Source organism: Streptomyces sp. 891-h (assembly GCF_022760275.1).
GTDB lineage: Bacteria > Actinomycetota > Actinomycetes > Streptomycetales > Streptomycetaceae > Streptomyces > Streptomyces spirodelae.
Genome location: NZ_CP050693.1, coordinates 7,379,529 through 7,399,312, shown reverse-complemented (window position 1 = coordinate 7,399,312; position 19,784 = coordinate 7,379,529). Strand labels below are relative to the sequence as shown.

Annotated in this window: 12 protein-coding genes and 1 pseudogene; 4 read left to right on the top strand and 9 right to left on the bottom strand. The window is 70.1% G+C overall.

Translation table 11 applies throughout. The features are described 5' to 3' along the window. Positions 1 to 128: 128 nt before the first annotated feature. The 5 genes and pseudogenes from HC362_RS32830 to HC362_RS32810 form a co-directional block, all read right to left on the bottom strand. Positions 129 to 794 carry a sarcosine oxidase subunit gamma family protein gene (locus HC362_RS32830; protein WP_243087984.1) on the bottom strand — a complete coding sequence of 222 codons (666 nt, stop codon included), beginning with the start codon at positions 792 to 794 and terminating at the stop codon, positions 129 to 131. Beyond that, positions 787 to 3,899 (bottom strand): annotated as a pseudogene (locus HC362_RS32825) (sarcosine oxidase subunit delta family protein). Before HC362_RS32825 ends, HC362_RS32830 begins: the two are co-directional and overlap by 8 nt. Before the next feature lie 10 nt (positions 3,900 to 3,909). After that, positions 3,910 to 5,142, bottom strand: coding sequence for a sarcosine oxidase subunit beta family protein (locus HC362_RS32820; RefSeq protein WP_243087983.1), 1,233 nt, complete (start codon positions 5,140 to 5,142; stop codon positions 3,910 to 3,912). After that, positions 5,139 to 6,083 (bottom strand): bifunctional methylenetetrahydrofolate dehydrogenase/methenyltetrahydrofolate cyclohydrolase, encoded by a 945-nt coding sequence (locus tag HC362_RS32815; RefSeq protein ID WP_243087982.1) that lies wholly within the window; start codon positions 6,081 to 6,083, stop codon positions 5,139 to 5,141. Before HC362_RS32815 ends, HC362_RS32820 begins: the two co-directional genes overlap by 4 nt. Positions 6,084 to 6,097: 14 nt before the next feature. After that, positions 6,098 to 8,536 carry an FAD-dependent oxidoreductase gene (locus tag HC362_RS32810; protein ID WP_243087981.1) on the bottom strand — a complete coding sequence of 813 codons (2,439 nt, stop codon included), beginning with the start codon at positions 8,534 to 8,536 and terminating at the stop codon, positions 6,098 to 6,100. A 434-nt stretch (positions 8,537 to 8,970) separates the two neighbouring features. Between HC362_RS32810 and purU the strand changes: the two genes are divergently transcribed. After that, positions 8,971 to 9,843, top strand: a complete 873-nt coding sequence (purU, locus tag HC362_RS32805; protein WP_243087980.1) for a formyltetrahydrofolate deformylase — start codon at positions 8,971 to 8,973, stop codon at positions 9,841 to 9,843. Between the two features lie 218 nt (positions 9,844 to 10,061). Further along, on the top strand, positions 10,062 to 10,805 hold the full coding sequence (locus tag HC362_RS32800; protein WP_243088919.1) for an IclR family transcriptional regulator: 744 nt from the start codon (positions 10,062 to 10,064) through the stop codon (positions 10,803 to 10,805). Here HC362_RS32800 and HC362_RS32795 read toward each other — a convergent pair. From HC362_RS32795 to HC362_RS32780, 4 genes are all read right to left on the bottom strand, one after another. After that, entirely contained in the window at positions 10,777 to 13,173 is a 2,397-nt protein-coding gene (locus HC362_RS32795) for an FdhF/YdeP family oxidoreductase (protein ID WP_243087979.1), read from the bottom strand. The two genes, HC362_RS32800 and HC362_RS32795, sit on opposite strands and share 29 nt — an antisense overlap. Before the next feature lie 47 nt (positions 13,174 to 13,220). Beyond that, positions 13,221 to 14,342: an aromatic ring-hydroxylating dioxygenase subunit alpha gene (locus HC362_RS32790; RefSeq protein WP_243087978.1), complete on the bottom strand. Its 1,122-nt coding sequence runs from the start codon at positions 14,340 to 14,342 to the stop codon at positions 13,221 to 13,223. Between the two features lie 148 nt (positions 14,343 to 14,490). Beyond that, complete coding sequence (gene folP, locus HC362_RS32785; RefSeq protein ID WP_243088918.1) at positions 14,491 to 15,357, bottom strand: dihydropteroate synthase; 867 nt, start codon at positions 15,355 to 15,357, stop codon at positions 14,491 to 14,493. Between the two features lie 170 nt (positions 15,358 to 15,527). Then, complete coding sequence (locus tag HC362_RS32780; protein ID WP_243088917.1) at positions 15,528 to 15,890, bottom strand: bifunctional 3-phenylpropionate/cinnamic acid dioxygenase ferredoxin subunit; 363 nt, start codon at positions 15,888 to 15,890, stop codon at positions 15,528 to 15,530. A 472-nt stretch (positions 15,891 to 16,362) separates the two neighbouring features. Here HC362_RS32780 and HC362_RS32775 point away from each other — a divergent pair, with 472 nt between their 5' ends. After that, on the top strand, positions 16,363 to 18,084 hold the full coding sequence (locus tag HC362_RS32775) for a BCCT family transporter (RefSeq protein WP_243087977.1): 1,722 nt from the start codon (positions 16,363 to 16,365) through the stop codon (positions 18,082 to 18,084). Positions 18,085 to 18,317: 233 nt separating this feature from the next. Then, positions 18,318 to 19,751 carry a cellulase family glycosylhydrolase gene (locus HC362_RS32770; protein WP_243087976.1) on the top strand — a complete coding sequence of 478 codons (1,434 nt, stop codon included), beginning with the start codon at positions 18,318 to 18,320 and terminating at the stop codon, positions 19,749 to 19,751. The last annotated feature ends 33 nt before the right edge of the window (positions 19,752 to 19,784 follow it).

Below are 19,784 nucleotides of genomic sequence, written 5' to 3'. Positions count from 1 at the left end.
GCTGGGGGCCGCCTGCGGCGGGTGTGCTGGACGGGGCTCGGAACCGGTCCGCTCGAACGGTCCCGCCCCGGGATCAGGGGGAAGGTCGTGATCAGGTGAAGGACGTTCAGAAAGACCGACGGTCGCCGTCAAGAGGACGTCTCCGCGAACTCGGGCATGGCGAACTCGGACCTGGCGTGGGCGGAAGCGGTGGCCTCCGGGGCTGTGTACTCCGCCGCGGCGTCGAGCAGCCAGTCGGCCAGGTACGACGCGAAAGAGGAGCGCACCAGCACCCAGAAGCCCGGCTTGTACGCGTCCCGGGGGACCAGGACGACCTGTGCGCGGGCCAGGGTGGTCTGCGCACAGCGTCCGGCGCCCAGCGACCGTGGGTGCAGGTCGAGGGAGCAGCCGTGCGCCAGCAGGTCGCGAGCGTGCCGCCCTGCGACGAGCAGGGTGGTGCGCTGCGCCGACACATCGACAACGGAGGCGTGCTCACTGCCGATGGCGGTGCGCATCTTCTCCTGGAGGCCCTCCTGGCTGCCGGGCGGGCCGACGACCAGCCACTCGTCGGGGCCCAGCCACACGGCCGTGAGACCGCCGCCGTGCACCACGGTGTTCGGCTCCAACGGCAGCGTGACGCCGAGCGCGAGGCCGACGGCGTCCGCGGCCGGGCCCTTGGGGTCGAGGCGCACACTCACCTGGGCCAGGAAGGGGAGTTCAGCCAGCCGCAGCGCGCCGCCCGACGCGCGGGTGGCGGCCGCGAACCGGTCGGCGGCGTGCGCCAGCGGGCTGCGGCGGTCAGCGGTGTCACCCATCGCGGCGTGCCCCCTCGGGGTCGTAGAGAACAGAACTTGTGACCGTCACCGGAACCAGCGCGCCGCCGACGGGTGCGTACAGCCGGTCGCCGATGAGCTCCCGGCCGCCCTTGACCAGGGCGAGCGCGAAGGTCCGCCCGAGCGCAGCGCTGCGATAGCTGGAGGTGACGTGTCCGAGCATGGGTACGGGCGGCTCGGGGAGCGGCGCGTCGGCGACCAGGTGTGCGCCTTCGGGCAGCAGGGTGCCCGGGTCGTCCGGGAGCAGCCCGACCAGGTGTTTGCGGTCCGGCCTGCTCGCGTCGGCGCGGGCGTGGCTGCGCTTGCCGACGAAGTCGCGCTTCTTCTTCGAGACGACCCAGCTCATACCGAGGTCCTGCGGGGTGACGGTGCCGTCGGTGTCCTGCCCGACGATCGGGTAGCCCTTCTCGGCGCGCAGCACATGCATGGTCTCGGTGCCGTAGGGGGTGATGCCCTGCGGCCGGCCCGCCTCGTACAGGGCCTCCCACAGCGCCGTCGCGTACCACGGCAGGACGTTGATCTCGTACGCCAGCTCACCGGAGAAGCTGATCCGGCAGACGCGTGCGGGGATGCCCGCGACCTCGGTGTCCCGCCAGGTCATGAACGGGAAGTCGGTGTTGTCCACGGCGAGTTGCGGGGCGAGGGAGCCGAGCACGTCGCGGGAGCGGGGTCCGACCAGCGCGACGGTGGCCCACTGCTCGGTGACCGAGGTGCAGTGCACCTTGAGCTCGGGCCACTCCGTCTGGAGCCACTCCTCCATCCATTCGAGTACGGCGGCGGCGTTGCCCGTCGTGGTGGTGGTCAGGTAGCGGTCCTCGGCCAGGCGGATGACCGTGCCGTCGTCGAAGACCATGCCGTCGGCGCCGCACATCACGCCGTAGCGGATCCTGCCGACCTTCAGGTTGCTCATCATGTTGGTGTAGAGCCGGTCGAGGAAGACCCCGGCGTCCGGCCCCCGCACCTCGATCTTGCCGAGAGTGGAGGCGTCCATGAGGGCCACGCCTTCGCGCGCCGCGCGGCACTCGCGCAGCACGGCCGCCGTCATGTCCTCGCCGTGCCGTGGGTAGTACCAGGGGCGCTTCCACTGGCCGACGTTCTCGAACTCGGCACCGTGTGCGATGTGCCAGTCGTGCAGCGCTGTGACCCGGACGGGGTCGTGCAGCGCACCTCGGTCGCGGCCGGCGAGCGCGGCGAAGGAGACGGGCGCGTAGGGCGAGCGGAACGTCGTGGTGCCCAGCTCACCGACCTCGACGCCGAGGAGGTGCGCGACGACGCCGCTGGCCAGCACTCCGGAGGTCTTCCCCTGATCGTGGGCTGTTCCCGCGGTGGTGTAGCGCTTGACGTGCTCGACCGACCGCAGCCCCGCGCCCGTCGCGCGCGCGAAGTCGGCCACCGTCACATCGCGCTGGAGATCGACGAAGCTGCGGTCAGGGTCCGCACCGGGGACGACCCACAGCTGCGCCGCAGGAGACGGAGGCTCCGCGGTGGCCGAGTCGGCCGCCGCCGGGAGCTGGAGCGGTTCGGGGGTCGCGAAACCCTCCGCCTCGACCGCGCGGGCCCCGGCGGACGCGCCGTCGGCCAGGCAGGCCGGCAGACTCGCCGGCCCGCCGGCGGCGCCCGCGACCTCGACCGCCTGACGGCAGGTGTCGGGGACGAACGAGCCGAGGGCCTCGTCGTGGCGCAGCTTCCCACCGGCCTGGCTGAAGAGGTGGACGACGGGGTTCCATCCGCCGGAGACGAGGAGGAGGTCGGCGGCGAACTCCCGGCCCCTGGGCTCCTCACCGAGCGCGGCAGCGGTCACCGACGTCACATGCGGCTCACCGGTGGTGCCTGTGACGGCGCAGCCGTGCAGCACCTCGATCCCGGCCTGCGCCGCGAGCCGCGCCGCCTGACCCGACTCGGGCCGGGTGTCGACGACCGCCGCCACCTCGACGCCTGCCGCGGCCAGGTCGAGTGCGGCGGCGTAGGCGCTGTCGTTCGTGGTGAAGACGACCGCGCGGCGGCCGGGTAGGACCCCGTAGCGGTTCACATAGGTACGGGCGGCGCCGGCGAGCATCACGCCGGGCCGGTCGTTGTCCCCGAAGGCCAGGGAGCGCTCGTGCGCCCCGGTCGCCAGGACGACCCGGCGGGCCCGGATGCGCCACACGCGCTCGCGGGAGAGATGGGCGGGCGCGCTCTCGCCCAGGTGGCTGGTGCGGCGCTCGACGGCGAGGACGTAGTTGTCGTCGTAGTGGCCGAAGACAGTGGTCCGGCGCAGCACCCGCACCTCCGGCGCTGCGTCGAGTTCGGTACCGACGTCGGCGGCCCAGTCCAGCAGCGTCCCGGTGCCGAGCAGGCTGCCGCCGAGTTCCGGCTGCTCGTCGGCGAGGATCACCCGGGCCCCGGTACGCGCTGCGGCCGCAGCGGCGGCGAGGCCGGCCGGTCCGGCGCCGACGACCAGCAGGTCGCAGTGGGTGTGCACGGCGTCGTAGCGGGCCGGGTCGGGTTCGTGCGCGAGGCGTCCCCGGCCCGGCAGGCTGCTCGCCGCGAGCCCCTCGTACAGTTCGACGGCCGTCGCCTGGAGCATCGGCTCGGGGAAGGGCTTCTCGATCTGTACGACGGCGTTCGGCTCCTCGCTGCCCGCGGCGAACACACCGCGAGCCCGTCCGAGCTTGACGCTGGTGCCGATCTGGTGGACGCCGTTGGCGAGCAGCGCCGAGGCGAGCGTGTCGCCGCGGAAGCCGGTGTACTCCTGGCCGTCGAAGGAGAAGGTCAGCGGCTCCTCGCGGGAGATCCGGCCGCCCTGTGGCAGCCGGAAGGTCTGTGCGGTCATGCGATCACCGGCCTCGGCTCGCCGGGCTTGTAGACGGCGAGGATGTCGTGGGTCGCCGTGTTCCGGACGGCGTTGAACCAGCGGCGGCAGCCGTCGGTGTGGCACCACCGTTCGGCGAGCGGCCCCTTGGGGTTGGCACGGAAGAAGAGGTAGCGCGCCCACTGGGTGTCGTCGAGCGACGCGGGGTCTTCCGGATACGGCACGTGTGCCTGGCCGCCGTAGTGGAATTCGGCCTCGTCACGAGGACCGCACCAGGGGCATGGGATCAGCAGCATGAGCGGGCTCCTAGTGGGCCACCGCGGCCGCGCCGTGCTCGTCGACGAGCGCGCCGGTGGTGAAACGGTCGAGCGAGAAGGGTGCGTTGAGCGGGTGCGGCTCGTCGTGGGCGATGGTGTGCGCGTAGACCCAGCCGGCGCCCGGGGTGGCCTTGAAGCCGCCGGTGCCCCAGCCGCAGTTCACATAGAGGCCGTCCACGGGGCTGAGCCCGATGACCGGGGAGGCGTCGGGGCTGACGTCGACAACGCCGCCCCACGTCCGCAGGACGTGCGCGCGGGCGAAGAGGGGGAAGAGCTCCAGTGCCGCGGCCATCTGGCGCTCGATGATGTGGAACGCGCCGCGCTGGGTGTAGGCGTTGTAGGAGTCGATGCCCGCGCCCATGACCAGTTCGCCCTTGTGGGCCTGGCTGACGTACACGTGCACGGCGTTGGACATCACGACGGTCGGGTGCACGGGCTCGAGCAGCTCGGAGACCAGGGCCTGCAGCGGATGGCTCTGAATGGGCAGCTCGAACCCGGCCATCTCGGCGAGCACGGAGGAGTGGCCGGCCGCGCAGAGCGCCACTTTGCCCGCCGCGATCCGGCCGCGGCTGGTCCGCACTCCGACCACCCGGCCGCCCTGGACGTCGATGCCGGTGACCTCGCAGTTCTGGATGAGGTCGATGCCGGCGGCGTCAGCGGAGCGGGCCAGCCCCCAGGCGACGTAGTCGTGCTTGGCGATCCCGGCGCGCGGCTGGTACGTGGCGCCCATGACCGGGTAGCGCACGTCCTGCGAGACGTTGACGATCGGGCAGACGTCCTTGACCTGCTGGGGGTCGAGCCATTCGGCGTCCACGCCGTTGAGCCTGTTGGCCTCGACGCGGCGCACGCTGTCGCGGACGTCCTGAAGGCTGTGGGCGAGGTTCAGCACGCCACGCTGGGAGAACAGGAGGGGGTAGCCGAGGTCGTCCTCGAGCCCTTCCCACAGCTTGAGCGCGTGCTCGTAGAGCCCTGAGCTCTCGTCCCAGAGGTAGTTGGAGCGGATGATCGTGGTGTTGCGGGCCATGTTGCCGCCAGCCAGCCAGCCCTTTTCCAGGACGGCGACGTTGGTGATGCCGTGGTTCTTGGCGAGGTAGTGCGCCGTGGCCAGACCGTGCCCACCTCCTCCGACGATCACGACGTCGTACGAGCGCTTGGGCTCGGGCGTGCGCCACAGGAAGTCGGGGTGCTCGGGGAGGTCGGCGCCCGGGGTGCGGGGGATCATCGCGGCTCTCCTGACAGGTGCGCGGGAGGGGTGGGGGCCGGGTGGTCCGGTCCCGGCGGGGCTTCGGCGGCCCGGGGCCTTGCTGCCTCGGCCGCTCCGGCTGCCTCGGCTGCCTCGACTACGTTTGCCAGCAGCATGGCCCTGGTCATGGGGCCCACGCCGCCGGGCATCGGCGCCAGCCAGCCGGCGGTCCTGGCAACGTCAGGGTGTACGTCGCCGAGCAGACCGCCCTCGGTACGTGTGATACCGACATCGAGCACGGCGGCGCCGGGCCGGACCATCTGCGGTGTGATGAGCCCGGGCGATCCGGCCGCCGCGACGACGACGTCCGCCTCGCGGACATGCCAGGACAGGCCCTTGGTGCCGGTATGGCACAGCGTCACGGTCGCGTTCTCCGATCTGCGTGTCAGCAGCAGGCCGATCGGCCGTCCCACCGTCACCCCGCGGCCGATCACGCAGACCCGGGCGCCGGCGAGCGGTACGTCGTAGCGGCGCAGCAGTTCGACGATTCCGCGCGGAGTGCAGGGCAGCGGGCTCTCGACGCCGAGCACCAGCCGCCCGAGGTTGGCAGGGTGCAGTCCGTCGGCGTCCTTGGCCGGGTCCATCCGCTCCAGTACGGCGTTGGCGTCCAGCCCGCGCGGAAGGGGGAGCTGAACGATGTAGCCGGTGCAGGCGGGGTCGGCGTTCAGCTCGTCGACAACGGCTTCGACCTGGGCCTGGGTGGCGTCGGCGGGGAGTTCGCGCCGGATCGAGGCGATGCCGACCTGGGCGCAGTCGCGGTGCTTGCCTGCGACGTAGGCCCGGCTGCCCGGGTCGTCGCCCACGAGCACGGTGCCCAGGCCCGGTGCGGCGCCGCGCTCGGCCAGCGCTGCGACGCGCTCCGTGAGCTCGGCGCGGATGGCAGCCGCGGTGCGTCGGCCGTCCAGGGTCGTTGCGGTCACAGCGCTTCCTTTCGTCAGCCCCGCAGGCGCTGCATGGTCGGGTCGAACAGGGGCTCCTCGGCGACGACCGCGGGGACGCGCTGGTCGAAGTAGCCGATGGTCAGGGCGCGGCCCGCGGTGGAGAGTCCGGCGGGCAGCCAGGCGTAGGCGATGCCCTTGCCGATCGTGTAGCCGAAGGCGGCGCTGGTGACGTAGCCGACGGGGCGGTCGCCGTCGTACACGGGCTCCTTGCCCATCACCACGGCCTGCGGGTCGTCGATGGTCAGGCAGGTCAGACGGCGGCGTACGTCGGCCGCGCGCCGCTCCAGCGCGGGGCGGCCGATGAAGTGGCCCTTGTCCATCTTCACCGCGAAGCCGACGCCTGCCTCGTACGGGTCGTGCTCATAGGTCATATCGGTGCCGAAGGCCCGGTACCCCTTCTCCAGGCGCAGGCTGTTGAAGGCACCGCGGCCGGCCGCGATGCCGTCGTAGGGCCGGGTCGCCTCCCAGAGCGTGTCCCACAGCTTCAGCCCCATGTCGGCTGTGGTGTACAGCTCCCAGCCCAGCTCCCCGACGTAGCTCAGCCGCATGGCGGTGACGGGCACGGAGCCGATGTGGGCACGCTTGGCGCGGAAGTAACGCAGCCCCTTGTTGGAGAAGTCCTGGTCGGCGAGCGGCTGGAGCACCTCGCGCGCCTTGGGTCCCCACAGGCCGACGCAGCAGGTGCCGGCCGTGATGTCGCGGACCTGGACCGAGCCCTCCTCGGGCAGGTGCCGGGTGAGCCACTCCAGGTCCAGGTTGCCGTTGGCGCCGATCTGGAAGCGGTCGCGGCCGAGGCGGGCGACGGTGATGTCACTGCGGATGCCGCCGTCGTGGTCCAGCATGAGGGTGTAGGTGACCGAGCCGACGGACTTGTCGACGTTGGCCGTGGTCATGCTCTGGAGGAAGGCGGCGGCGCCGGGCCCGGTGACCTCCAGCCGCTTGAGGGCCGTCATGTCGTACATGGCGACGGACTCGCGGGTGGCCTGGGCCTCGGCACCGACGATGGGCGACCAGTAGCGGGCTGCCCAGTCGTTGGGTGTGGGGATGTCCCGCCCTTCCAGCAGGTGCTGGTTGGCGGCGTACCACTGGGGCCGCTCCCATCCGTGCGCCTCCAGGAAGTATCCGCCCAGCTCCTGCTGGCGGGGGTGGAAGGGGCTGGTCCGCAACGGCCGGGGCGCACCGGCCGGCTGGAGAGGGTGGAGGATGTCGTAGACCTCGACGAAGTTCTGGCAGTCGCGCGCCAGGACGTACTCCGGGGCGAGCTGGTGTGCCTCGAAGCGGTTGACGTCGCACTCGTGCAGGTCGAAGGAGGAGCAGTGGCCGTCGACAAGCCACTCGGCCACGGCACGGCCGACGCCGGCCGAGTGGGTGACCCATACGGCTTCGGCGACCCAGAAGCCCTTGACGTCGGGTGACTCGCCGAGCAGGGGAAGCCCGTCGGTGGTGAAGGAGAAGAGCCCGTTGATGCCCTCCTCGATCTTGGCGTCCTTCGTCGCGGGCAGCAGGTCCTGGGTCTCGGTCCAGGCGTCGGCGAAGTCGTCCTCGGTGAAGCGGAGCACGGAGGGCATCTGCTCGGCGGCGTCGACGGAGAGGATGTCGTCCGCGTCGACGGGCATGGGACGGTGACCGTAGTAGCCGATGCCGAGCTGGTCGAAGCGGTCGCGGTAGTAGAGGTCGGCGTCCTGGTGGCGCAGGATCGGGCGGACGGCTTCCTCGCGCTGCCCGGCGAGGGCCGGCACGGAGCCGGTCCAGGCGAGCTGGTGTGCCAGCGGGGTCAGCGGGAGGTTCATCCCGACCATACGGGCGATCTTGGGGCCCCAGATTCCGGCGCAGCACACGACGATGTCCGCGGGGATCTCGCCCTGGTCCGTGACGACGGCGCTGACGCGGCCGTCCTCGGTGCTGATGTCAAGGACTTCATGGTGGGCGAGGGCCCGCACGCCGCGCTCCTGTGCGGCCTCGAGCTGGGCCTCGACCGCGAGGACGGCCTTGGCCAGGCCGTCGGTGGGGATGAGCAGGCCGCCGAGCACCCGTGCGCGGTTCACCAGCGGGTGCAGTTCCACGCACTCGTCCGGGCCGATCAGCCGGGATTCGACACCCCAGGAGGTCAACCAGCCGTGCCTGCGCTGTAGTTCGGCGAGCCGCTCGGGGCTGGTGGCGACCTCCAAGCCGCCGACCTGGAGGTAGCAGGGCTGCCCGTCGACTTCGAGGGCACTGAACTTCTCCACGGTGTAGCGGGCCAGCTCCGTCATGGTCTTCGAGGGGTTCGTCTGGAAGACCAGGCCTGGGGCGTGGGACGTCGAGCCGCCGGTGGCGGGCAGCGGGCCCTGATCGACGACCGTGACCTCGGTCCAGCCCCGGACGGACAACTCGTCGGCCAGTGCCGCTCCCACGACGCCCGCTCCGATGATGACCACGCGTGGTCCCGCCATGGCACAACCTCCAGTTGCCGTGTACGCAACGCGCTTCGCATTATGCAACTCACGGTGCCGGGCCTCTTTGAACGCTGTCAAGGGGTTTCCTCGGGGACTCTGAACGGCCATCGGAGCAAGCCTCGGCGGCCACCGGGGCAGCCCTGGCAACAGCCGGAACAGCCCCTCGGACAGTCACGGGAAACCCGGGGACAGTCCATGACGGGCAGCTCGGCCGCGCCGCAGCGTTGTTGCGTATCGTGCAGCACGTTGCGCATAAAGAAAAGCCCCCACTGTGGCACCCGCGCCATGAGTCCGAACGAAGGAGCCGCCGGGGGCGGGATCGCAGAACGCGGAGCCATTGCGGCGCACCCCCTTGACCAGCCGGGCGCAGACCTGAACCATGTTGCGCATTGCTCATCGCGTTGCGTAATGCGCACCAATGGAGGATCTCAATGTCTCCTCGACCGCAGCCCGGCCGCGAGTTCGTCCTCACGCTCTCGTGCCCCGACCAGGCGGGTCTCGTCCACGCTGTGACCACGTTCCTCGTCGGCCACCACGGCAACATCCGGGAGAGCCAGCAGTTCGAGGACCGGACGCAGGGCCGCTTCTTCATGCGGGTGCACTTCGAGACCTCTCAGCCCGCGGTGTCGCTGGAGGATCTGCGCTCCGGCTTCGGTCCGGTTGCCGAGGCGTACCGGATCACCTGGCAGCTCTACGACGCCTCGGCGCCGACCCGCACCCTCATCATGGTGTCGAAGTTCGGCCACTGCCTGAACGACATGCTCTTCCGCCAGTCCACAGGCGCGCTCAACATCGAGATCCCGGCGATCGTCTCCAACCACCGGGACCTGGAGCCACTGGCACAGAACTACGGCATTCCCTTCCACCACATCCCCGTGACGCCGCAGAGCAAGGCCGAGGCCGAGGCGCGGCTGCTGGAACTGGTCGACGAACTCGGCATCGACCTGGTCGTGCTCGCCCGCTACATGCAGATCCTCTCGGACTCCCTGTGCAAGCAGCTCGACGGCCGGGCCATCAACATCCACCACTCCTTCCTGCCGAGCTTCAAGGGGGCACGGCCGTACGTCCAGGCACATGTGCGCGGCGTCAAACTCGTGGGCGCCACGGCCCACTACGTCACTCCCGACCTCGACGAGGGGCCGATCATCGAGCAGGACGTCGTCCGTGTGAACCACTCCCACGACCCGGGCGAGCTGGTCACCCTCGGCCGTGACGTCGAGGCGCAGGTCCTCGCCCGCGCCGTGGAGTGGCACAGCCAGAGCCGGGTGCTGGTCAACGGCAACCGCACGGTGGTGTTCCGCTGACAGGAGCAGCAGCCCGCCTCCGCTGGCTGAACAGGAGCAGCAGTCCCCCTCCGCTGGCTGACAGGAGGCAGCGACCTTCGCTGACGAGACGAGGACTCCGCCTCGCACGGGGCCACAGCCGCCGGTGCCGTTACTCGCAGGCGAGTGCTACCAGTGGGTATAGTTGCGCTATGAGCAACCATGCGGCACCCAAAGGAACAGGCCCCGTGAACAGCGGAGTGCAGTCCGTCGACCGTGCCGTAAGTGTCCTGGAGATCCTCGCCGAGCGTGGCGAGGCAGGCGTCAGCGAGGTCGCCACCGAGCTCGAGGTCCACAAGTCGACCGCCTTCCGCCTGCTCGGGGCGCTGGAGGCGCGCGGTCTGGTCGAGCAGACGGCCGAGCGCGGAAAGTACCGCCTCGACTTCGGGATCGTGCGCCTGGCCAGCGCGGTCACCGGTCGCATCGACATCACCCAGCAGGGCAGACCGGTCTGCGAACGCCTCGCCGAGGAGATCGGCGAGACCGTCAACATCGGCGTGCTGCAGGAGCACTACGCGGTCAACCTCTACCAGGTGCGCGGCCCCGGCGCAGTCGGCGCACACAACTGGGTCGGACGGCTCACCCCGCCGTACGCCACCTCCAGCGGCAAGGTCCTGATGGCTCACCTGACGGCGAAAGAGCGCGCCGAGCTGCTCGCCTCCGGGTTGCGGAGGCAGACGCCCCACACCATCACCGCCAAGACGAAGCTGGAGAAGAGCCTCGCCCAGGTGCGGGAGCAGGGGTACGCGCTGGCGCTGGAGGAGTTCGAGACCGGGCTGAACGCCATCTCGGCCCCGATCCGCTCCCGGGACGGCGAGGTCATCGCCGCGATCAGTGCGTCGGGACCCGCGTACCGCTTCACCGAGGAGCGCATGCACGAGGTCGCCCCGGCCCTCCTCAAGGGCGCCGAGGAGATCAGCCACCGGATGGGCTACCCCGGCTGACCTTCCCCGGCTCGTGGGAAGTGCGACCACGGCGCTCCAGGCGCACCACGATGCTCTTGGAGGTCGGTGTGTTGGAGGTGTCGGCCACCGAGCCGAGGGGGACCAGTGCGTTGGCCTCGGGAAAGTAGGCCGCGCAGCAGCCGCGAGCGGTGTCGTAGGCGACGGCTCGGAAGGCGTCGGCACGCCGGTCCAGGCCGTCCGTCCACTCGCTGACGAGGTCCACCAGATCGCCGTCGGTGATCCCGCGCTCGGCGAGGTCCTCGGGGTGCGCGAAGACCACTCTGCGTCCGCGGTGGATGCCGCGGTAGCGGTCGTCGAGCCCGTAGATCGTGGTGTTGTACTGGTCGTGGCTGCGCAGCGTCTGCAACAGCAGGCGGCCGGGCGGGACGCGCAGCACCTCCAGGGTGTTCACGGTGAAATTGGCCTTGCCCGTACGGGTGGGGAAGCGCCGCTCGTCGCGGGGTGCGTGGGGCAGGGTGAAGCCGCCGGGCTGCCGCACCCGGGTGTTGAAGCCGTCGAAACCCGGCACGACCCGGGCGATGCTGTCGCGGACGGCGTCGTAGTCGGCCTCGAAGCCGGCCCAGGGCACGGGCCCGTCCGCGCCGCCGCCCCGGCCGTCGGTACGTCGACCGCCGGTACGTCGGCTGCCGGTGCCGAAGAGGCTCTGTGCCAGCCGGCAGACGATGACCGGCTCAGCGAGCAGGTGCGGCGAGGCGGGTGGCAGCGTTCCGTGTGAGGCGTGCACGATCCCCATCGAATCCTCGACGGTGACGAACCGCCTCTCGCCACCCGGACCCCGGTCACGCTCGGTGCGGCCCAGGGTGGGGAGAATGAGGGCTTCCCGGCCGCAGACGGCGTGGGAGCGGTTGAGCTTGGTGGAGACCTGCACGGTGAGGCGGCAGCTGCGCAGGGCCCGCTCGGTGGCGGCGGTGTCCGGCGCTGCTGATACGAAGTTCCCGCCCATGGCGAAGAACACCTTCACCTCACCCGCGGCCATCGCACGGATCGCCTCCACCGCGTCACAACCGTGGTGGCGGGGCGGGTCGAACCCGAATTCCCTGCCCAGCGCGGCGAGGAACTCCGGGTCCGGCTTCTCGTGAATCCCCATCGTCCGGTCGCCCTGGACGTTGGAGTGGCCCCGCACGGGGCACACGCCGGCTCCGGGGCGGCCGAGATTGCCGCGCAGCAGCAGGAAGTTCACGACCTCGCGAATGGTGGGCACGGAGTGCTTGTGCTGGGTGAGCCCCATGGCCCAGCACACCACGACCGACCGGGCGGCGGCGACCTCGCGCGCGGTCGCCTCGATGGCCTCGCGCGCGAGTCCGGTCGCCTCGGTGATGTCGGCCCAGTCGATTTCCCGCAGGTGGGCGGCGTAGTCCTGGAAGCCGTCGGTGTGCGCGGTGATGAAGTCGTGGTCGAGGACCGTGCCGGGCGCGGCGTCCTCGGCCTCGACCAGCAGCCGGGACAGCGCCTGGAAGAGCGCCAGGTCACCGCCGAGCCGTATCTGCAGGAATCGGTCGGTGAGGGGCGTGCCGCCGCCTGCGATACCACGGGCGTTCTGTGGGTTCTTGAAGCGCTGCAGCCCGGCCTCGGGCAGTGGGTTCACCGCGACGATGCGCGCACCGCGCCGCTTGGCCTTCTCCAGCGCCGAGAGCATCCGCGGATGGTTGGTGCCGGGATTCTGTCCCACGACGAAGATCAGGTCGGCGCAGTACAGATCGTCGAGGCGGACGCTGCCCTTGCCCACACCGATCGTCTCCGTGAGGGCCGAGCCGCTCGACTCGTGGCACATGTTCGAGCAGTCCGGCAGGTTGTTGGTGCCGAATTTCCGTACGAGCAGCTGGTAGAGGTACGCCGCCTCGTTGGAGGTACGCCCTGAGGTGTAGAAGGCGGCCTCGTCCGGGCTTCGCAGCGCGTTGAGCTCACGGGCTGCGATAGTGAATGCCTCCTCCCAGCCTACCGGCACATAGTGCTCTGAGTCGGCCGCCTTGTACATCGGCTCGGTGAGCCGGCCCTGCTGACCCAGCCAGTAGTCGCTGCGACGCGCGAGCTCGTCCACCGGGTGCGCGGCGAAGAACTCGGGCGTCACCCGCCGGACGGTGGCCTCTTCGGCGACGGCCTTGGCGCCGTTCTCGCAGAACTCGGCCCGGCTGCGGTGCTCGCCCTCCGGCCAGGCACAGCCCGGGCAGTCGAAGCCGTCCTGCTGATTCACCTTGAGCAGCGTCAACGCCGTGCGCCGCGCACCCATCTGCTCGTATCCCATGCGCAGTGCATGGGTCACGGCGGGCAGTCCGGCGGCCCAGCGTTTCGGCTCACCCACCTCCAGCGCGTCCTCACCGGGCTCCTCGCGCGGCGCCTTGCGTGCCATGGTTCCCCCTTCTCGTCCCCGCCTCCGGATGCGGAACGCGGCTGCCGTTACGCGGTCAGCCGCTTCTGGAGCCAGGTGTGGAACTCGCCGATGTGGTGCTCGCTGGGCACCAGGACACCGCCCTGGGCATAGGCACGGGAACTCATCGCGGGCTGGGTGCGCTCACAGGCGTCGAAGTCCTGCTGATTCACCCGGTGGAAGAGCTCAACCGAATGGTCCAGGTCCTTGCCGCTCGCCGTGACGTGCGGGAGGTAGAGCCAGTCGCATTCCACCACGGTCCGGTCGGCGGCCACCGGAAACATCCGGTGGAAGATCACGTGATCGGGGACGAGATTGACGAACACCTGCGGCCTGACCGTGATCGCGTAATAGCGGCGGTCCTGCTCCTCATCCACCCCGGGAATCCGGTCCAGGCCCTCGGCCCCGCCGAGGGTGAACCCCTCCACGTCCTCCCCGAATTCCGCACCGTGTCCCACGTAGTACTGGGCGGCGAATCCGTCGGCGAACTCGGGGAGCACCTCGGTCAGTTCGGGGTGGATGGTGGCGCAGTGGTAGCACTCCATGAAGTTCTCGATGATGAGCTTCCAGTTGGCCTTGACGTCGTAGGTGATCCTCCGGCCCACCTCCAGGCCGTCGATCCCGTAGTTGTCGATCGCCTCTGCGCTCCCCAGCCGCTGGGCCACCGCGCCCCTCACCTCGTCCTCGAACGAAGGCGGATCGTCGGCCAGGCAGACCCACACATACCCGAGCCACTCCCGGACGTGCACCTTGATCAGCCCGTACTCGGTCCGGTCCACATCCGGCATCGACGTCAGATTGGGAGCGGCGACCAACTTGCCGTCCAGCCCGTACGTCCAGGCGTGGTACGGACACTGGAAGGCCCGCTTGACCTCACCCGATTCCTGGGTGCACAGCTTCGCGCCACGGTGCCGGCAAATGTTCAAGAACGCCTTGACCGAGCCGTCCCGGGCACGGGAGATCAGCACGCTCTCGCGCCCCACCTGGCGCGTTAGGAAACTTCCCGGTCCGGCCAGGTCCGACGCACGGGCCACACAGAACCACATGGCCTCGAAAATCCGCTCCTGCTCCAGGCGGAAGATTTCAGGGTCGGTGTAGTGCTCCCCGGGCAGCGTGGAGATCAGACTCGGGGACGGATTCGTCACGGTCATCGTGCCACCTTCGAAAGACGTCGGACGCCCACGCGGCGAGGGTCGTCGTGGAGGGGTGCCAGAGGCGGTTCAAGGACAGCGCCGTGTTTCCTTATATGCAACGGCGTGCGTATCACGCAACAAGGGAATCGGTGTGAGGCAGCCGGTGTCAAGAGCGGGGATGCGCTCTGAACCCGCCACTGAGCCGCTGCCGCGGAGGGTCCTGAGGCGAAGGTGCCCTCTCATCACCCCAGCGGGCCGTCACCCGCACCGCGTCGAGGGTCGAGGCCACATCGTGCACGCGCAGGCACCAGGCCCCCTGCGCCGCCGCCAGAACCGACACGGCGGCGGTCGCAGTGTCCCTCAGCTGCGCCGGGCGCGACTCTCCCGTCTCCGGGTCCGCCAGCAGAGAGCCCAGGAAGGACTTGCGTGACGCGCCCACGAGGAGGGGACAGCGAAGCGCGGTGACCTCCCCGAGACGGGCCAGCAGCTCCCAGTTGTGTGCGGCCGTCTTGGCGAAACCCAACCCGGGGTCGACGATCAGGCAGCCGGGTGGGACCCCGGCCTGAAGCGCGGCCTCGACCCTCAGCGACAGCTCATCGACCACATCGCTGACGACGTCGTCGTACACGGCGTTCGCCTGCATGCCTGCGGCGTGCCCGCGCCAGTGCATCACCGCGTACGGCGCGTCGGCCCGCGCCATCAAGGGCAGCATCGCCGGATCGGCGAGACCGCCCGAGACATCGTTGACCAGCCGCGCCCCCGCGTCGAGGGCGCGGGCGGCGACCTCGGCCCGCATGGTGTCGACACTGACGGTCCCGCCTGCCGCGGCGAGTTCCCTGACGACGGGCAGGACGCGCCGCAGCTCCTCCTCGGCGGACGGGCGTACCGCACCGGGCCGCGTCGACTCACCGCCCACGTCCACGATGTCCGCGCCCTGCTCGAACAGTCTGAGTCCGTGAGCGACGGCCGTTTCAGGGGTGAGGGACAGCCCGCCGTCGGAGAAGGAGTCCGGCGTGACGTTCACCACGCCCATGACCAGGGTCCGACCGGGCCGCGGAAGCCCGTACGGATGGAGTGCCGGTCTGCCGGGGCGCGACGGGACGGTTGTCCGGACGGTGGCCCGGGCGGGCGACGGCTCGGCGTGCGGCGACGCCTCGGCCGGCAACAGCTCGGGGCACGACGCGCCGGCCACGGCCGCTGCCCTCATACGGCTCCTTCGACGGCCAGGCGGCGGGCGGCGCACGCCGGGACGCTGGGGACAACCTCGGACAGCCGTACGTAGACCATGCCGTCCTCGACCACGACCTCATGGGTGCGCACAGGGCGCCGGGCGGGCGGGCCGTCCGGCTTGCCGGTGCGCAGGTCGAACTTCGAGGCGTGCAGCGGGCATTCCACCTCGCACCCCTCCAGCCAGCCGTCGGAGAGCGAGGCGTCCTGGTGAGTGCACGTGTCGTCGATTGCGTAGACCTCGCCGTCCTCGGTGTGGAACACGGCGATGGGCGGGTCACCCTCGAACCGACTGGCCTCGCCTCGCGGCAGGTCGGCGAGACGGCACACAGGAATCATCGTGATCACCCTTGATGCGTAATGTGAAACCGATTGCGTAAGACGCAACGCAAGTTTGAGGTTCCCCCCATCCCTTGTCAAGCAGATGACTCGCGCTCGGACGGAGGCCGCAGCGCAGCTCGCGACCGCCTGCCACTGAGGGGTTCCGGCGGCCAGGACCTTGGCGGATCGCTCGGAGATTCTGTGGACCAGGGCCTTGACGGCTGGATTCGCGAAGTGTTCTCTGTTGCGCTCATAGAGACAGGCTTCTTATTACGCAACAGGTCAGCTGTTGCTCCGCACAGACAGACAGTGCTCCGGCACTGCGCCATGACTGCCGGGGACTGCAGACCGCTGAGTCCGCCGGAGACGACCGGACCTGTGGCGCCGCATCGGCCGCCGCCCCACCGCCCCGTCCGAGCCCGAAGCCCGAGTCCGAGTCCGACCGCCCCTCCGCACGACCGCACGCACGACCAACAGAAGGGATGACAGCATGGCTGTCCCCATGGCGAAATCGCCAGGTAACTCCCCCGGCGAAGAGACGACAGGGCCCCCACCCCGTAAGTCGTCGATCGCGCCGGGTGTCTTCTGGCCGTCCGCGATCATCGTCGCCGGCTTCGTGCTGTACGCAACGGTGTTCAGGACCTCGGCACAGAAGACCATCAGCACGGTGCAGGAGGAGATCGTCGGCGGTCTCGGCTGGTACTACACCGCCCTGGTCTCGCTCTTCGTGATCTTCGCCCTCTGGGTCGGCATCGGCCGCTTCGGCGACATCAAGCTCGGCGCGGACGACGACAAGCCCGAGTTCAGCATGGGCTCATGGCTGGCGATGCTGTTCGCTGCCGGCATGGGCATCGGGCTCGTCTTCTGGGGCGTTGCCGAGCCGTTGAACCACTTCGTCTCCCCCAGGCCGGGCGTCGGCAAAGCGGAGGCCGAGCGCAGCGAGTTCGCCATGGTCCAGACGTTCCTGCATTGGGGAATCCACCCTTGGGCCATCTATATCGTCGTCGGCCTCGCCGTCGCCTACGCCGTACACCGCAAGGGCCGCCCGGTCTCCATCCGCTGGGCACTGGAGCCGATCCTCGGTAACAGGATCAGGGGTCGCTGGGGTGACGCGATCGATGTGATCGCCCTCGTCGGCACCCTCTTCGGCGTGGCCACCTCTCTCGGCTTCGGCGTGGTGCAGATCGCCTCGGGGCTGGAGTCCCGGGGCTGGGTGGCCGACGCCGACAAGTCCGTGCAGGTCGCCCTCATCATCGGCATCACGTTGATCGCCACCATCTCGGTGGTCACAGGCATCGGCAAAGGCATCAAATGGCTGTCGAACATCAATATGACACTGGCCGGAGTGCTGTTGCTCTTCGCGCTCATCACGGGCCCGACGCTCTTCATCCTCAATACGTTCGTCGAGGACATCGGGGCGTATCTGCAGAACATCGTCACGCTGAGCTTCAACACCGGGGCCACGGAAGGCCATGACGGCACAGCCTGGGTCAGCAGCTGGACGGTCTTCTACTGGGGCTGGTGGATCTCGTGGGCGCCGTTCGTCGGTATCTTCATCGCCCGGATCTCCCGCGGACGGACCGTGCGCGAGTTCGTCACCGGGGTGCTGTTGATACCCACTCTGCTGACCTTCGTCTGGTTCGCGGTCTTCGGCGGCTCGGCACTGCACCGCGAGACGCTGGGTGGCGGCGGACTGGTCGGGGAAGACGGCACGGTCGGTACCAACAGCGCCTTCTTCCAACTGCTCGACACCCTGCCGGGCGGAGCGTTCGTCGCAGGGGCGGCGCTCCTGCTGATCGTGCTGTTCTTCGTCACCTCCTCCGACTCCGGCAGCTTCGTGGTCGACATGCTGGCCTCCGGCGGCGACCCCGAACCACCGGTGTGGAGCCGCGTGTTCTGGGCCGGCTCCGAGGGCGCCGTGGCCGTCGCGCTCCTGGTCGCCAGCGGCAGCGGAACCACATCGCTGACCACCCTGCAAACGGCGGCGATCATCACCGCGCTCCCGTTCAGCCTGGTCATGATCGGCCTGTGCGTCGCCACGGTCAGGTCCTTCCGGAGCGAACGCCAGGCATACCTGGCCGCCGTCCGGCTGAAGCAGGAGCAGCGGCTGGTCGACCAGGCCGTCACCGCGGTGGAGGAAGGCCTGGAGAACGGGACGCTGTCGAACGGCGCCGAGAAGAGCCCGGCCGCGACCGATACTCCTGCCATGTAGGGGAAAGAGTCCGGGTTCCGATGTTGGTGTGGGCGGGGCGGCTCGGGAACGTTCCCGCTCCGTCCCGCCCGCTCGGGACCCCTCCCCCCGGGCGCCCCCCGGTGCGCCCCCGGATCGGCGGTACATACCTCTCTCCGTGGCCGGATGTTCTCTTGATGGCCCGTCAGGTGGGCTGATGGGCTGATGGGATCTGCGGCACCGAGGAACCGACGACCGCATCGGAGGGTCCGTCCGTGTACCGACGCCTGCTCACCTCCCTCGCGCTCCTGGTCTGCTTCGTCGTGCTCGGCGCGGGTACCGCCCCCGCGGTCGCCGCCGACGCGGACACCGGGCCGCCGCGGCCGCCCCGCCTCACCGACGAGCGCGGACGGGTGCTCACCCTGCGCGGCTGGAACGTGGAGGACAAGAAGCACCGGGGCCGACAGGCGCTTTCCGCCATCACCGAGCGCCACTTCAAGGACCTGCACGATCAGGGCTTCAACTTCGCCCGGCTGCTGGTCTTCTGGGACGACCTGGAACCCCGGCGCGGCCACTACCGCGCGGACTACCTGGAGAAGATCGAGCGCATCCTTGACTGGGCGCACCGGTACCGCATCCATGTGCTGCTCGACGCCCACCAGGACGTCTTCGGGCCCGCCTTCGGACACCGCGGGATTCCCGCGTGGGCCACCAGGACCGATGGCCTGCCCTTCGAGCCGCATCCCGACGACTGGTTCTCGGAGTATTTCGAGCCGGCCGTGCAGCGCGCGTTCACCCATCTCTACACGGATACCGACCTGCAGCGGGCTCAGGCACGTATGTGGCGGGTCCTGGCGGCCCGGTTCGCCGACCACCCGGCCGTCATCGGCTACGACCTGATCAACGAGCCGATGGGCGAGGCCCGGCCCGGCGAGGACCTGCCGACGGCGGCCCGGCGCATCGAGGCGGAGCACCTCACCCCGATGTACAACCGCCTCGCGGACGCGATCCGTTCGGTGGACGACGACAACTGGATCTTCTTCGAGCCGACTCCGATCGTGGGCGAGGGCGTCCCGACCGGCCTCGGCCGCATCGACGCCTCCAAGGTCGTCTACGCGCCGCACTTCTACAACACCGCGATGGAAGCCGGCGCCGACTACGATCCCGCCGCCGGCTGGATCGAAGCCTACGAGGCGGCCGTGACCGAATACCCGACGCGGTACGGCGTCCCGGTGGTCGTGGGAGAGTGGGGGCCGCTCAACAGCGCCCTGCCGAACATGGGGCGCTTCTACCGCGACGCGCTCGCCTCGCTGAACCGCTACAGCTCAGGCTGGGCAAGCTATGTCTGGTGCTACGGGAGTGGCTACTGTGCCGTCGACGAGAAGGGCCGCTTCCGCACCAACAAGAAGCAGACCGCAGCCCCGTACGCCGCAGCTGTGGCGGGCACGGTCACCAGGGAGGAACACGCCCCGGACACCGACGCCTACCGGCTGGTCTACCGCGCGGGCCACGGCAGCACCGAAGTACGCGTACCGCCGCACCCGGACGGATGGCGGGTCCAGGTTACGGGCCCTGCGGGGACGGCGACGCCGGTGCTCCCCTCGGGCCGGACGGCCGTGGCACGGGTGCACGCGCGGCCGGGCGCGACGGTGACCGTCCTTGTCACTCCCCTCCCCCACCACCCACAGAGGCCTGGGCCGGTGCCGTGACGGCTGCGATCCACTGTGGTTCGGGCCACGGGC

Excerpts from the sequence above, each read along its gene's own strand:
- folP (WP_243088918.1), bottom strand. The coding sequence starts at position 15,357 with ATGGGCGTGGTGAACGTCACGCCGGACTCCTTCTCCGACGGCGGGCTG.
- HC362_RS32790 (WP_243087978.1), bottom strand. The coding sequence starts at position 14,342 with ATGACCGTGACGAATCCGTCCCCGAGTCTGATCTCCACGCTGCCCGGG.
- HC362_RS32780 (WP_243088917.1), bottom strand. The coding sequence starts at position 15,890 with ATGATTCCTGTGTGCCGTCTCGCCGACCTGCCGCGAGGCGAGGCCAGT.
- purU (WP_243087980.1), top strand. The coding sequence starts at position 8,971 with ATGTCTCCTCGACCGCAGCCCGGCCGCGAGTTCGTCCTCACGCTCTCG.
- HC362_RS32810 (WP_243087981.1), bottom strand. The coding sequence starts at position 8,536 with ATGGCGGGACCACGCGTGGTCATCATCGGAGCGGGCGTCGTGGGAGCG.
- HC362_RS32820 (WP_243087983.1), bottom strand. The coding sequence starts at position 5,142 with ATGATCCCCCGCACCCCGGGCGCCGACCTCCCCGAGCACCCCGACTTC.
- HC362_RS32830 (WP_243087984.1), bottom strand. The coding sequence starts at position 794 with ATGGGTGACACCGCTGACCGCCGCAGCCCGCTGGCGCACGCCGCCGAC.
- HC362_RS32775 (WP_243087977.1), top strand. The coding sequence starts at position 16,363 with ATGGCTGTCCCCATGGCGAAATCGCCAGGTAACTCCCCCGGCGAAGAG.
- HC362_RS32795 (WP_243087979.1), bottom strand. The coding sequence starts at position 13,173 with ATGGCACGCAAGGCGCCGCGCGAGGAGCCCGGTGAGGACGCGCTGGAG.